Below are 14,922 nucleotides of genomic sequence, written 5' to 3'. Positions count from 1 at the left end.
TTTCTCAGGGCACTATTCGCTTCAAAAAATTAAATTAGTTTCCAGTAATAAGTGACCTTGCTTGATTCAAGGAATCAATAAAACTATCAACATCTTTTTGTGTAACAAAAATATTCATCGCTTCATCTACCTTGGCAATATGTCCTGCAGGTGTTGCTGAACCACCCGCTAAACCAACATAAAGTTTTGCTTCTTTGAAATCCTCAGCCGCAGCTTTGCTATATTCTCCAAACTCTGACATATCCACATCTGTTCGAGCAGGAATGGAACCTTTTTTGATATTAAAATTCTTCATCGCTTCTGTTGATCCTAAATACTCTACAAATTTTCTAGCCTCTTCAGGATTACTGATATCTTTTGGCATACCCATTGAATCGTTCACAATACTAAAAACCTTTTCTTTACTTGGTGTTTGAACCCACCCATAATCTACGTTAGGCTCCATATTCTTACTTTCAAAAAAACCAGATTGCCAGTCTCCCATAATTTGCATTGCAGCTTTCCCACTTACAACAAGTTCTGCTGCATCCTGCCAGTCAAGTGCACTATGATTTTCGTTTGTATAACTTAACAATTTCTCGAAAGTTTTAACCGCTTCCCTAACCTCAGGGGTATCGAAGTCTACTTCACCAGTCCATAACTCAGATGTTCCATCTGCTCCGAGTTTATCAAGCAAAATAGTTTCAAATACTAATGTTGCCCATCTTGGATTTTTGTCACCCAATGCTAAAGGGGTTATCCCTTTCTCTTTTAGTGTTTCCGCTACTTCAAAAAACTCGTCAAAGTTTTTTGGTGGCTCTAAACCATTATCATCAAATACCTTTTTGTTATACCAAATCACATTATTTCTATGAATATTCAATGGTAATCCATATATCTCGCCATCTACCGTATTCATCTTTATTAACTCTTCCGGAAAAACTTCTAGCCAACCATTTTCCTCATAGATTTTAGTTAATGAATCAAGATACCCCGCATCATGCCATCTTAAAAGATCTGGTCCACCTTGAGCCTGGAAAACTGCTGGAGGATCACCACCCTGTAGACGAGTAGAGAGTACTGCCTGGGAGTTCGCACCAGCACCACCTGCTACAGCTGCATTTTCAACTTTAATATCAGGATTCGTTTCAGCAAAACCATCTAATACTGCATTTAAAGCTTCTGCTTCACCACCGGCAGTCCACCAGCTTAAAATTTCTAATTTTGTCCCTGAGGAACCAGTATCTTTTCCAGTCTCCTCTGTATTACAAGCTGCTAGAATAGTTGAAAGCATGATGGAAAACAACGCTAAAATACTAAGCTTTTTTACTAACTTCATCATTTTTTGCCCCCTTTTTTAAATTAACTGGAAGAATTACGCTTGATATAACAAAAAAGTACCACCCCCGAATTAAAATGTTTACAAATCAACCAAAAAAAGAAACCAACCTTTTCCATAATTTCACAACTTATTAAACTAAGATTAATAAGTAAGTGGTATTTTGGTTTACTTTTCTGATAATTCATATTTTAATTAATAATCAAATATGTGTCAACAACTTATTTTTATATTAATTTTTACGCATAAATATTGATTTTTCAGTAATATTTGGGATTGATAACCAGAATTTGTATGGTAAAATAAAATTTAATAAATAAAACTTATTAAATAAAGTTTATAAACTAAATTGAATAAGATGGTGACGATTAAATGACCACAAATATCAAATACGATCAAAAAAATGTTCGAAAATACCATTATTTCATGCTGCTTAGCTTAATTCAAAAGCACAAAAGCATCTCCCGTTCTAAGCTTGCTGAGTTAACAAAAATTAGTAATACAACTGTTGGAAAAATTGTAAAAGACTTAATTGAGGATCATTTAGTAATTGAAGTGGGCCAAATTGAGGGCGATCTTGGGAGAAGGGCAACTCTATTGGAGATTAACCCACAAGGTGCCTATATAATCGGGGTCCAAATTGATGTTAATAATGTAAATATTGCATTAGTATCCCTGAATGGAAATTTAATACTAAAAAGAAATCTGATTTTTGATGATATGAACAATCCAAAGGAAGCATTGAGTAAGATAGCCGATGAAATTGAAATAATGATTTGCGATTTTGGAACAATCAATTCGAAAAAAATTATTGCAATAGGCATCAGTATTCCGGGGCTAGTCACTTGGCCAGACGGAAAGGTATTAAGTGTTCCACAATTACAATGGTACGATATTGAGATTAAGAGTTTCCTGGAACAAAGGCTAAATTATGATATTTTTGTTGATAATGATGTGCGATCCGTTCTATTAGCAGAAAGTCTCTTTGGAACGATTGGTAAGTATAAGAATGCTGTGTGTATTTATATCGGGAGTGGTGTTGGGGGAGCCGTTATGATCAATGGCGAAATATCTAGAGGGTCTTTCAATACACTTGGAGAAATTGGCCATACAACACTAGATCGTAATGGCCCACTATGCAGCTGTGGCAGAATGGGATGTTTACAAACTTACTTATGTTCTTCTGAATTGGAAAAACAAGCTCAAAAACCAATCCACGAAATTTTTAAAGCGTATCACGAGGGGAATGATTGGGCTAAACGATTGATCCTTCAGGCTAAACAGTTTTTAGGTATAGCCATTTCAAATGTAATTTGCTCCTACAATCCAGAGGTAGTTTTACTTGCTGGGCCAATGGTTCAGGAGTACCCAGAATTAGTTGAAGGGATAAATGATATTGCAGGTGAATTTATATGGGCGCCTTTGAGGAATTCATTTACACTAGTTAAGGCTGATATAGGTACAGATAGTGGCGTAATTGGAGCAAGTGCTCTTGTTTTAAATGAATTTCTAAGACATTCTAATGAATTAACTTAGTCTTTATAAAAGTGCAGAGCTTTGCAGATAAATACGCAAGGTTCCGCACTCTTTTTACAGTAATTGCTTTATTAACCTAAATAAAAGATGATTAGTTCTGCATTGTTGGGCTTCTTCATTGCATGATGGGATACATTTCAATTGGGGATAATGAACTGACACCGATTTCGTTTCACATCTACTCTCTATTGGTTTAACTACTACCCTAGCCGCTAAAATAAAAGTATAATAGTTTAACCCAACAACCCCTTTTCTTAAAAACCGAAACTTCGGGACGTCACTGTGACCATACTTTACAGATAAATTCGCGTATCTACCGACATGATTCCGCTTACATAAGCGAATTATATAGAAATCAAAGATGTAGGAGGCGGTTTTATGTCGTTAATATCTAAGATTCTACATGGTTGGCATTATGTAAGGATGAATTATCATCATGTGTTAGTAGATAGTTGCATCAATGATAAATTAAGAAATGAATTGAGAAATAAACTTGAATATCATAAAAGAAAAGTTGAGTATTTAAAACGAGCATCTATTTAATAGGTGCTTTCTATTTTATGAAATTGGAACAAAATGCGTAAGTCGTAGGTAATCTAACTAATGGTAGTCTTATCTAGACTGTAAGCGATCGAAACTTTAGACTAACCAAACGGCAACATTCTTAATATCAGGCATTCTCTCTAAAGTACTATGTTTATAATCAAAATAGGATTCACGTTCCTTACTAATGATACGGGCCCCCTTGTCGCAAAATGTCTCTCTAAAATAGATACATAAAAATATACTGATAAACTATCATACACCTTAAAAGTGTAAATCGAATCAGATGTCATCGAAATTATTCGGATATGTTATTTGTTGTTGAAGACACGTAAATCCCTTGTATTAGATGAGAAAATTATGTAAAAAAAGAAGATGAACTCTACATTTCTCAGAGATTCATCTTCTTTCTCGTGTAAAGGAGCATCTGTCAACAGCCCCGTAATTTGTTCATTTTCGTGTGTATCATCTTAACCTTAGAGCCTTAAATTCATATACTCTAGTCTAGTTATTACTCAATGCATATGACCCTTCGACAAATTCCGAGGCGTCACTGTGACCATATATTATATCATTTTTTCTTTCCACAACTTATACACTTTTCATTGTAATAATCGTATTTATGGTGTCTACGAAAAAAACAAATGATAGATTTTATTTTTTTCATGTTCTGTTACTCCTAAGATGTTTAATTTATATAGTCAATCATAATGTTTTATTGTTATCCGCCTATTACAATCCAATTAAAAAGTATGACAAAGCTATTAAAATAACGTAATAAATGATTGGAACCATATGCGTCAAAAAATAATCTAACTAACAGAATTCTTATTTTTGATCAAGAAATACCACTAGCTTTACTTTACTTGCAGCTTATCTTCGACAAACTTCGGGGCGTCACTGTGACAATTTACCCATTTCTCTCAGAATCCCAACAATAGTTGGTGAAAACAGATAAATTCCCAACTATCGTTTATTTCACTTTTACCTTTTCTAGTATTTACTAATGCTAGAGGTGATTTTTTTGAAACGAGCTGGTCATAGGATTCGAGATTTACGCATTGAACGAAAATGGAGTCAAGCCAGACTTGCTTATGAAGCAGGAATTTCTGCAAACTATTTAAGTGAAATTGAAAATGGTGCAAGGATAGGAACCTCCTTAGAAAAGTATATACAGATAGCAGAAGCATTAGACACTCCCCTTTGGCAGATTTTTCTTGATACTGAACTATCGGAAGTGATTGATTCTATTGTAATTTTGCTAGCTGACAGACCCATTGAAATTCAAGAAAACATATTAGAATTAGCAGAAACTTACCTTAAAGGGATTGATCGTATAAAATCCAAGAAATAAAGCTGTTAGACCAATCCCTTAACCTCTATTATCCTATGACAAAATACTACGTATAAAAAGAGTCCCCCGCACCACAAAAAAGGAGCAAACCACATGAAAAAAATTCAACTCACCTACGAAGTTAACCCTCAAACACAGGCAATCCTTACTGCAAGGGAAATCGAGTACTCAGCGATTGTCAAAGAGGATCATCAAACCCTCTACATAAGACAAACACCACTCCAAATCATCAAATCAGCCTGTCTCGAAGGCGGAGCCACATATGAAGGCAGACGCAAGGCCGTCACCCACTTAACTGGAGCAATACAAAAGGTACCTATTCCAATCAACCCTCGAAGAAATATCTTCGCGTTTCCCACTCACTCTCCTACCGCGTTTGAGTGCAATTGGATCTTCTACCACCATATAAAATCAATCGTCCCATCCCAACAAAGCAACACAATCCAATCAATTATTCAATTCAAAAATCAACAAAAACTGCCCATGAACGAATCGCATTATCTATTAGAAAAGCAATACACCCGTACCGCCATGTGTGTCTTACAATATGCAACACAAGACAAAATGCAAACGTATTCATTATTAGGAATGTAATTACGGGACACTGGGCCTGGTCCCTCGATTCACCATCATTTCCCCTGGGACACGGGACCTGTCCCTCCGACCCACCACTAAAACAAAAAGGATGAAGACGAACATGAATGGAAATATTCTACTGAATGAAAGACCACTAATTGTTGTACCGACTCTTGCTAAATTGCTCGGTACAAATGAAAGTATTATCCTTCAACAAATCCACTACTGGCTCCAACGTAGCAAACATATCAAACTTGATCGAAAATGGGTGTATCTCACCTATGATCAGTTGGTCGAACAAATTCCTTTCATCTCCAAAAGCACGATTCGAAGAACAATTGTTAAACTAGAAAACAAAGGCTACCTAACCTCACAAAACTTCAATCGATTGAAACTAGACAAAACGAAATGGTACACGATAAATTATGAGAATTTGAACGAACTAAAGGATGAGGGCATTTGCGATGACCTTCCTTTCATGGAGGAAGAACTTATCCCATCAGACCAACCTGAACAAATGGTATGTTCAGATAGAGCAGACGATGTGCTCAACCTGGACAGCCCATGTGTTCAAATTGAGCGGTCGAGCGGTTCAACTTGGCACGTAGAGGAGTTCAATCTGAACACACCAATACCAAAGATTACTACAGAGATTACTACAAAGATTACTTCAGAGACTTCTTCTTCTTCAAAAGATTTTAAGCAAAGCAACGAAAAAGAAGACCCGTACCGATTCTTCGAGCAAAATGGATTTGGAACGATGGGTAGTTTTATCGCTGATAAAATTAAGGTGTGGTGCACTGACCTATCATACGAGCTCGTGATCGAAGCAATGAAACTAGCCGTAGAAAATTCATCAAAGCGTTGGAACTATGTCGAAGCGGTCCTAAGAGATTGGGTAGATAAAGGCTATCAAACTTTGGATGATGTTTATGCTGCACGTCTAACCTATAAACATCAAACGAAGCACCCATCTATGAAAAAGACGACAAGACAAGAACTCCTTCCTGACTGGTTTCATAATCGTGATCAGGGCAAAGAACGTGTAAACAATCCTAGCTTTGAAGAAAAGAAAAGACTATTTGAGGAACGACTGATGAAACCCAGAGGAGATAGTAATAAACAGACGTTGGACATTAAACCTGCCCCATTGTCCTGTGTTATTCAAGAATACTAAATAATAACATTTCACCAGTATAACAGCAGTTCTTACCCAGCCAAAAACACATCCAATCAAGCGTTTGTTTGAAATTGAAAAGGCCTGGTACTGTTGCTATAGGCCGCTAATCAAACGTTTGTTTGAAATAAAATTTCGTAATTATAACAGATAAAAGTAAATTAATAGTACCATAATATTTAGGATCTGAACGAACACACCCGCTTTCGACAAATATCGGGGCGTCACTGTGACCTAGAACCTGGTACGCGGGACCTGTCCCTCTGTCCCACAATTCGGTTGTTGTCGCTAGAGCGACTTAGGGTCATTGCTTCCCATATTGCTTCTTCTGATATGTGGTTCTCCTCTCTTAAGTCTGAAATTGTACGGGCAAGGCGCATAATTTTCACTTGGATTCGGTTACTCCATTTCCTTTTGAATGCCATTTGTTGTAGGAGTTGTTTGATTTTCTCTGATGGATTACTAGTCTTGATTAACAACTCATATGAGACTCGTCCATTACAAACTTCTTTGTCATATCGTTCATATTGCCGATTACGGGCTTTGATGACACGTTTCCTAATCATTTCGGATGTCTTGCTTTGGATATTACTCTTCATGTCCAAACTGATAGACTGTAAGGATAGGGAAATATCAAATCGATCACGAATAGGGCCAGAGATTTGGTTTTGATAGGATTGAATTTGTTTTGGAGTGCATGTACAGTAATGGGAACTCGAACCTAGATAGCCACAAGGACAAGGGTTCATAGCGCCAATTAAAAGAAAGGCCGCTGGATAGGTTACAGTTGAACGTGTTCTACTAATGGTGACTTTTTGTGTTTCAATTGGCTGTCTTAACATGTCTAACGTTTTCTTAGAAAACTCCGCCATTTCATCTAAAAACAATACCCCGCGGTGCGCCAATGATATTTCACCAGGCTTGGGGTTCTGTCCACCACCGATAATCGATACACTAGATGCTGAATGATGTGGATTGCGGAAAGATGGTTGATTGATTTGTAAAATTTCACTTCCTGCTAATTGGTACAAGCTTACCTTTTCCAGTTGTGCCTCGTTTGATAATGGAGGCAAAATAAACGGAAAGGTTTCAGCAAGTAAACTTTTTCCACATCCAGGTGGTCCTGACATAAAAACATGATGCTCTCCACTGGCGGCGATCTCAAGCACACGTTTTGCAAATTCATGACCGATAATATCTTGAAAGTCTTTTTCAAATTCGATGCTATCATCTTGTATTAATTGAGGAGAGTGAAAAGGAAGAAGCAATTGACCAGATAGATGTTGAATGACTTCATGAAGGGAGGAAACAAAGACAATATCGAGCCCCTCCATTTTGATTTCCGGTAGATTTGGTTCAAATGGCATGTATAGGATCGTAAACCCTAATTTTTTTGCTGCCAAGGCTGTTGCGAGTAATCCTTCAAACGGTAAAATGGATCCATCTAAGGATAACGCGCCAATAAAGCATGAGTGGCCGGAATGTTAACTCGTATCACACCCGTACTTTTCAAGATTCCGATTGCCATGGGCTAATCAAAAATGGGTCCATTCTTTTTCTGCTCAGATGGGGAGAGATTGACAACTGTCTTCTGATCTACTAACTGGTGGCCATATGAATGAAGTGCTGTAGAGACCCTTTCCTTTGACTCTTTAACCGAGGCATCTGGCAGTCCTACAATAAGAAATGCTTCCATTCCATCGAGTGTTTGGACCTCAACCTGAACACGATAGCCTTCAACTCCCTTTAGGCCAATACTCATGATTTTTGCAATCATTTTAACAACTCCTGTTCTTTCTTTATAGGGTTTTCAACAAAGTGCTTATAATTTAATGTGAGTGGTTCTTGAAAATAGGAAAGTGTTTTATGTGGAAATACATGGTGGTTTTCTACTAGATTTAGATAGCCAGGATAACTACTCCATTCATAGCATGATAGGTTTTTCACCATCTTTGCCTCGAGGGGATTCCGATGGATATAGCGACTAACTTCCAAAAAGTATTGATCCGTATCGATTATCTCTGCCCCATATCGACCTTGAAAAACATGACCATCATAATGATATTTTTTATTAAAATAAATGGCATACCGGGAGTGCATTTCTTTCATAATTAATTTAATATGGAAATTCGTTGTTTCGATTTGAAGATGTATATGGTTGGTCATCAAGCAGTAGGAATGAAGCTGAAAGGGGTACATGGAGCGAACGTCCTCGAGGATCGCTAAATAGGTAAGATAATCATCGCGTTGATTAAAAAGTGAAGATCTCCGGTTTCCTCTAGCAGTATATGATACATCGCACCTGGAAACCAAATTCGATGCTTTCTTGTCATTTAACTCCTCCTTCTATTAACCTATTTCTGTTTTCGAATTCAATTTATCAAATAGTAAGAAAACTGTCAATCACAAAGTCAAACACTTTCGAACAAAAAAGAAGAAGTGCAATTTAAACACTAGCACCCCAATATATAAAATATTCATTTTCACTGTAACCCTGTAAAATTTCACCTCGTGGGGGCCAGCTCCGCTATTCTAATTTATTTGTCGATATCTACTCATAATTTGTAGATATTTCCCGGGAATTTGTTGAAATTTGAAAAATAGTGATATTTATTGGGGACGAGAGGGAAATTTTCTAATATATCTTGTAGCACATTCTCATATATCGCCTATGGATACGAATCATAAAAATAGTGGCCAGCCCCTATCCTGTTGAACATTATTAAAGAGTTGCTAGATACTGTTAAACCTTTATTCTAAACTGATACATATCACTTATCGGATGGATCTCATTTCGTACGTGAGGGTTTTAATCGTACCGTATATCGCCCAGCGATATAAAAAAGGCTACAAAAATTGATAGTTCCACGCCAAGATTTAATTTACTTTAACACAGTAAAACATTACCTTGGTGGGGGTCAGGCCCCGAAATTTGTTAATGATGAAAAGGATTTTAATTATATCATGAGGAGACTACCATTATCTCTTCGAGCTAATTTATATGTCATGCTCATTGATCTTGAATGGGGTAAAATTTTAAAAGAAGAAATGCTGTGTAAATATAGGAAGGATTAAATATGAAAGATTATGTTAGAGTTGCATGATCCTCTTTGTAGTGAGGAAAGATAAAAAGTACGTATAATAGCCCGCCAAGCCATTATTGAACTGCCCAGCGGGTAATTTACTAAATCACACTATTCCATATAATTTTTCTCAAACCGCCATGCATCACGACACATTGCAAAAATATCACGTTTGGCTGTCCATCCTAGTTCCTGCTTTGCTTTTGAAGCATCGGCATAGCATGAAGCGATATCCCCAGGTCTCCGTTCTACAATTTCATAAGGGACTTTAATACCATTTGCTTCTTCAAAAGCTCTCACTAATTCTAGTACACTGGTACCTTTCCCGGTTCCCAAATTATAAACATGAACACCTTCAGTTAGATTTTCTAATGCAGCAACATGGCCTTTAGCCAAATCCACTACATGGATATAATCACGAACCCCTGTACCATCCACTGTTGGATAGTCATTTCCGAAGACTCTCACTCTCTCTAATTTCCCATTAGCCACTTGAGTTACATATGGCATAAGATTATTTGGAATTCCACTAGGTGCTTCACCAATTAGTCCACTCTCATGAGCTCCTACTGGATTGAAATATCGAAGAATTGAAACTGAAAAAGTAGGGTTTGCATTTGCAATATCAGTAAGAATCCGCTCACTCATGGCTTTCGTTTCACCGTAAGGATTAGTCGTTGGTAAGAGATCCATTGTCTCTACAAAAGGTACCTTATTATCTCCGTACACGGTTGCTGATGAGCTAAATACAAATCGATTGACACCATATTTCTGACAAGCTTTTGTTAGAACCATGGTGCTTACGATGTTATTGTAATAATATTCTAGTGGTTTTTCTACTGATTCGCCAACTGCTTTAAGACCGGCAAAATGAATAACTCCATCAATCTTATAATTTCTAAAAATAATATCCACAGCTTCTGTATCTGTTACATCAATCTCGTAAAAGGTTACTTTTTTATCAGTTATATCCATGATTTTCATAACAGTCTCACTCTTACTGTTAGATAGATTGTCAGCAATAATGACTGAATGTCCTGCTTCCAAAAGAGCAACACAAGTGTGTGATCCTATATATCCTGTTCCGCCAGTTACTAATATATTCATGCTTAAGTATCTCCTTTTCTGTAAATTAATATATAAAGACTTGCTCTACATAATAATAATCTACAAACATCTGAAGACCATCTTCTATTGTAGTCATAGTTTAAAAACACAGCTTTTTGCAGTTAATTAGTTGAAGCAAATGTAGCTTGTACATCGCCTTGCAAAAGATAGGCGCAGCAAACCAAAGAAACTACTTCATTACTCAACCTAACAACATTCGACAAGTTCCAGGGATTAGCTGTGTGAGAGGGAGTTAATTATTCTGGTATTGTTCCCCTTTTCAGTCTATTCCTGATTAATAGATACATTTCTTTACTCTCTTCTACTTTCATAAAGTATATTGATAGTAGATAGACTATAATACCAAAACAAAAAGTTAATAATAATGTGATATTCATTTCTATCTTATTTACAAGCATTCCATAAAATAGATATGATAATAAACCTGTAACACTTGAAGCAACCACTATTTTAACAAATGAATAAAGTAATTTTTTTATTCCGAGAGGACCTATTTTTTTTCGTAAATTGTAAAATAGTAGTATAGTGCAAACTATGGCTGATATACTGGTGGCTAGTGCAAGTCCACCTATACCTAAAAACTTAGAAAGCACTAAATTTAGTATTATGTTCAAAACTAAAGCAATCGCTGCATTAATCATTGGAGTTTTCGTATCATGTAATGAGTAAAAAGCCCTTGAGAGTATTTCTCTAAGACCAATACCAATCATGCCAATTGAATAAAAGAATAATGCACTAGCTGTTAGTTTTATTGCATTTTCATCGAATGCTCCTCTACCTAACAATAATCTGATTATTGGCTCAGCAAAAATCATAGATATAACAGTTGCAGGAATAACTAATAAGTTAATATATCCTATTGCTTCTACAAGTGATTTTTTTATCCCCGTTAAATTACCTTTGTTGGCCATTTTTGATATCATAGGATAGATGGCTACTGCTATGGTAGAAACAAATAAACCTTGAACAAAGCCATTTAGTCTATACGCATAACTTAATGCTGAAATTCCTCCAACTGCAATATGCGATGCTAGAGTCCTATCAACTAGAGTATTAATCTCAACAATCGACATACCAAGAATAATTGGCATCGCAGATCTTACCATATTTCTGATAGATTCATCTTTTATATCAATTCTAAAGTTATATTTATAGCCTGTCTTATATAGAAACGGTATTAATAATAATAATTGAGAAGCTGTTGCTATAACTGTACCTATTGATAGTAATAATATATTTGTTTTTGAACTAACAATAATTGAAGTTATTATTATAAGATTCAATGGTAAACCAATCATCCCAGTTATGAAATAACTTCCTCTTATTTGCAGAAAACTATTGAAAATGTATATTAAGAAAGTGAAATATACACCAATCAAGCTTATTTTAGTAAATTTAATTGCTAAAACAAGAGTCTCACCTTGAAATCCTGAAGCAAATACTTTTACAATTGTATCAGTAAAAGTTAAACCTACTATTATAATTAGAGTACAGAAAATTAGAATTATATTTATTAAGTTATTAGTAAACCTGTTCGCTGCTTTAACTCCATCTATACTTTCAACTTTTGTATACATCGGAGTGTACCCTGAAGATATACCTGTACCAATAATAGAAACTAATATTGTTGAAATAGTTAATGATATGAGGTATGCATCACTAATATTAGAGGCTCCATAGAAATAAGATAAAGTAATGTCTCTAATAAGGCCAAATAATTTAGAGATTATTGTTAATACCATTAATACTAGTGCTATCTTTTTCATTTCTAAAACCTCTTTTTATCCATGACAATTAATTTTAGATAACCTCTTAAATTAATTGTTAAAGTTTTATATGTTTTCATATTACTATTATCAAGTAAAAAAGCCACATCTATAGAGAGAGCAAGTCATTCATTCTTTATATTTTCTATACTATACCTATATAACAACAGTAACATCAGATAAAATACCTCATTTAATAATATTGATAAAGAGAGCATTTGAATAAAAGTTGCAACAAAAGTTGCTAAAAGAAATTTTGTTGTTTTATTATATTTAAATATTCTTATACAGAAAATTAGTATTGAAATCCATAATAAGATAAATACAATGAAGCCCATTAGCCCCGATTCGGAAAGTACCTCGAGCATTGTATTGTGTATATATACTGAGCTTCCATAATTTATAGTATTATAATCTAAAGTTCCATTTAGCCCTATACCCATTATTGGATTATTTTTGAAGGTTTCTATCGCATTCGTCCAAAGAGTGATCCTGCCACTCCCTCCATCATTAGAAATATTTGAAAATCTACTTCCAATAAAGTCCATGTAATTTACACCAAACAAATTTATAACATAACCTATCCCAATGAATATGAGAGATATAACCAATAAATTCTTAAACTTTCCTTTTCGTTTATCTCCAAAAATAAACATTAATAGAAATGTGATGAAAATGGCAATATATGCCCCTCTTGAAAAAGTTAAAATAATACACATTGTGGTCAGCAAAAAGCCAATTTTATTTCTAGTCGTGGATATGTTATACAAATAGTAAAAAAAGTATAGGGTCATAAAAAGAACAAATATATTTGGATCTCCGGATGCTGTACCAATCAATCTCGGTATTGACCTATCTATCATTAATCCATGATATATTACGCCATTCCCATAAAAGTTCATCCCAGTCTCTATTATTCCGATGAGATAATATACTAGGGAGGCAGAACTTCCAATTATGCCAGAAATTGATATCATTTTTTGTAAATCTTCAATTTTACATATGATAATTAAGCCTCTTGTTGAAAAATAAAATAATAATATAATAAAAAAGGCAAAAATAAAACGCAAATGTTTATCAGGATAATTAAACTGTAAAGCAGAGGCACAATAAACTAAGATAAAAAATATCATTAACACTTCGAAAGGTAACAATTTACTAAATCTTGTGATACTAAATAGTAACAGAATATTTAAAAAGGTAAGTATTATATATGGTTTTAAAGCAAAACCTATATTCAAATAGAATCCCCCAAAACACAGAGAGACTATTATTAATTGAACAAAAAAAGGGGCTATTTTGGTATCCCTCAATTGATACACTTTTTCCACTCATTTCTTTTAAAGATATTGATACACGGAAGATATTAATTTTAATTGCATAAGCTATTAGACTATTACCAGATAATAATAACAGTTTTACCATTTTAAAGATTAATAATTCATAGCCCCTTGATACATAAACACGCATTAAAAAGGACCAGTATTCGTTTTGCAAAAGTTATACTTGTTTCCAGTAAGATCTTTAGTAGCATCCTTTCAATTAACTCTATATAATATTAAGCTTAACTCCTCTACAATAAAAAATAACCAATTACTATAGTTTCCTATATACAGCTATTCCTTCTAGCATCCACTGCATAGCTTGTTGAAAGGAAACTGTATTTGAATATTTCTTTTTATGACGAAACGCGAAGTATAGACAATATCCTACTGCCAAATATTTTGTCATTGCTGCATAGACAGCTCCTTTGTCAACAAAATACTTCTTATTATATCCACTGAACCAGGAAGATGTTCCGTCCTCATCCTCAATATCTGCTATTACTTCTGTCCAAGCATATACTTTCAAACGCTTGTTAAAGCAAGTTGATAAAAATATTGAGTCCTCACCACTACTAAAAAATGATGAACCGGCACCAAATAATGTTGGAAATCCGATCTGCTCTTTTATAATTTTTTGTCTACGAAAAGCAATACGTGCTGAACCATATCTCATTGAATTAAATCTGTGTAGTCGTTTATTTTTTTTGTTGAAATATCGATTACTCTTGTTTCCTATAGATGCAAGATTAAATGCAATAATTGCTGCGTCAGGATAAAAACTGAAAGCATTTCTAATTATATCAGGATACCCTGTTCGTAATTGTTCATCATCATCTACAAGAATGCAAATATCACCACTAGCCTTTGAAAGTGCTAAATTTCTGCTCCTAGATAATCCCCTCTCGTTAACGCAAATCCATTCTATGCGATATCCATTATAATCAAAAATATCATAAGAATAATGATCATCCTGGTTAACTATAACTGCATCCGACTGAATGTTTAATTTATCCAACAATGAGTAATCCTTTTGATTCATTGTTGACACAAGAATCTGTACTTTCATTTCTTCCTCCTCTTACTTCCTTGGTGTTTTATTATTAGTAAGCTATTTTT

10 protein-coding genes and 1 pseudogene are annotated in these 14,922 nt (G+C 34.8%); 4 read left to right on the top strand and 7 right to left on the bottom strand.

Annotated elements, in window-relative coordinates:
- Positions 1 to 34 precede the first annotated feature (34 nt).
- Entirely contained in the window at positions 35 to 1,318 is a 1,284-nt protein-coding gene (locus CKK03_RS03240; RefSeq protein ID WP_425432844.1) for an ABC transporter substrate-binding protein, read from the bottom strand.
- 372 nt (positions 1,319 to 1,690) lie between these two features.
- On the opposite strand from CKK03_RS03240, the gene CKK03_RS03235 reads away from it, so the two are divergent.
- From CKK03_RS03235 to CKK03_RS03220, 4 genes are all read left to right on the top strand, one after another.
- Positions 1,691 to 2,854 carry an ROK family transcriptional regulator gene (locus tag CKK03_RS03235; RefSeq protein WP_099361198.1) on the top strand — a complete coding sequence of 388 codons (1,164 nt, stop codon included), beginning with the start codon at positions 1,691 to 1,693 and terminating at the stop codon, positions 2,852 to 2,854.
- Positions 2,855 to 4,421: 1,567 nt separating this feature from the next.
- On the top strand, positions 4,422 to 4,751 hold the full coding sequence (locus CKK03_RS03230; RefSeq protein WP_180271133.1) for a helix-turn-helix domain-containing protein: 330 nt from the start codon (positions 4,422 to 4,424) through the stop codon (positions 4,749 to 4,751).
- A 93-nt stretch (positions 4,752 to 4,844) separates the two neighbouring features.
- The gene (locus CKK03_RS03225; RefSeq protein ID WP_099361196.1) at positions 4,845 to 5,345 is read left to right on the top strand and encodes a competence protein ComK; all 501 of its coding nucleotides are present in this window, start codon (positions 4,845 to 4,847) and stop codon (positions 5,343 to 5,345) included.
- 103 nt (positions 5,346 to 5,448) lie between these two features.
- Positions 5,449 to 6,504, top strand: a complete 1,056-nt coding sequence (locus CKK03_RS03220; protein ID WP_099361195.1) for a DnaD domain protein — start codon at positions 5,449 to 5,451, stop codon at positions 6,502 to 6,504.
- A gap of 224 nt (positions 6,505 to 6,728) precedes the next feature.
- Here the strand turns inward: CKK03_RS03220 and CKK03_RS03215 are convergent.
- The 6 genes and pseudogenes from CKK03_RS03215 to CKK03_RS03185 all read right to left on the bottom strand — a co-directional run bounded on the left by CKK03_RS03215 (position 6,729) and on the right by CKK03_RS03185 (position 14,872).
- Positions 6,729 to 8,281: pseudogene (locus tag CKK03_RS03215) on the bottom strand (YifB family Mg chelatase-like AAA ATPase).
- The gene (locus tag CKK03_RS03210) at positions 8,278 to 8,817 is read right to left on the bottom strand and encodes a transposase (RefSeq protein ID WP_245863981.1); all 540 of its coding nucleotides are present in this window, start codon (positions 8,815 to 8,817) and stop codon (positions 8,278 to 8,280) included. The pseudogene CKK03_RS03215 and the gene CKK03_RS03210 overlap by 4 nt, the downstream one beginning before the upstream one ends.
- Positions 8,818 to 9,698: 881 nt before the next feature.
- On the bottom strand, positions 9,699 to 10,694 hold the full coding sequence (galE, locus tag CKK03_RS03200; protein WP_099361193.1) for a UDP-glucose 4-epimerase GalE: 996 nt from the start codon (positions 10,692 to 10,694) through the stop codon (positions 9,699 to 9,701).
- A 257-nt stretch (positions 10,695 to 10,951) separates the two neighbouring features.
- The gene (gene murJ / locus CKK03_RS03195; RefSeq protein ID WP_099361192.1) at positions 10,952 to 12,481 is read right to left on the bottom strand and encodes a murein biosynthesis integral membrane protein MurJ; all 1,530 of its coding nucleotides are present in this window, start codon (positions 12,479 to 12,481) and stop codon (positions 10,952 to 10,954) included.
- Between the two features lie 125 nt (positions 12,482 to 12,606).
- A complete protein-coding gene (locus tag CKK03_RS03190) occupies positions 12,607 to 13,722 on the bottom strand; it encodes an O-antigen ligase family protein (RefSeq protein WP_099361191.1) in 1,116 nt (371 codons plus the stop codon).
- A 355-nt stretch (positions 13,723 to 14,077) separates the two neighbouring features.
- Positions 14,078 to 14,872: a glycosyltransferase gene (locus tag CKK03_RS03185; protein WP_099361190.1), complete on the bottom strand. Its 795-nt coding sequence runs from the start codon at positions 14,870 to 14,872 to the stop codon at positions 14,078 to 14,080.
- Positions 14,873 to 14,922: the final 50 nt, after the last annotated feature.

The organism is Fredinandcohnia onubensis (genome assembly GCF_002734215.1).
Taxonomy (GTDB): Bacteria; Bacillota; Bacilli; order Bacillales; family Bacillaceae_L; genus Ferdinandcohnia; species Ferdinandcohnia onubensis.
The sequence above is the reverse complement of the archived record's forward strand: the minus strand, read 5'-3'. Positions and strand labels throughout refer to the sequence as shown.

What these genes read in the sequence shown, in the direction of transcription:
- CKK03_RS03240 (WP_425432844.1), bottom strand. Translation starts at nt 1,318, where the DNA reads ATGAAGTTAGTAAAAAAGCTTAGTATTTTAGCGTTGTTTTCCATCATG.
- CKK03_RS03235 (WP_099361198.1), top strand. Translation starts at nt 1,691, where the DNA reads ATGACCACAAATATCAAATACGATCAAAAAAATGTTCGAAAATACCAT.
- CKK03_RS03225 (WP_099361196.1), top strand. Translation starts at nt 4,845, where the DNA reads ATGAAAAAAATTCAACTCACCTACGAAGTTAACCCTCAAACACAGGCA.
- CKK03_RS03220 (WP_099361195.1), top strand. Translation starts at nt 5,449, where the DNA reads ATGAATGGAAATATTCTACTGAATGAAAGACCACTAATTGTTGTACCG.
- galE (WP_099361193.1), bottom strand. Translation starts at nt 10,694, where the DNA reads ATGAATATATTAGTAACTGGCGGAACAGGATATATAGGATCACACACT.
- murJ (WP_099361192.1), bottom strand. Translation starts at nt 12,481, where the DNA reads ATGAAAAAGATAGCACTAGTATTAATGGTATTAACAATAATCTCTAAA.
- CKK03_RS03185 (WP_099361190.1), bottom strand. Translation starts at nt 14,872, where the DNA reads ATGAAAGTACAGATTCTTGTGTCAACAATGAATCAAAAGGATTACTCA.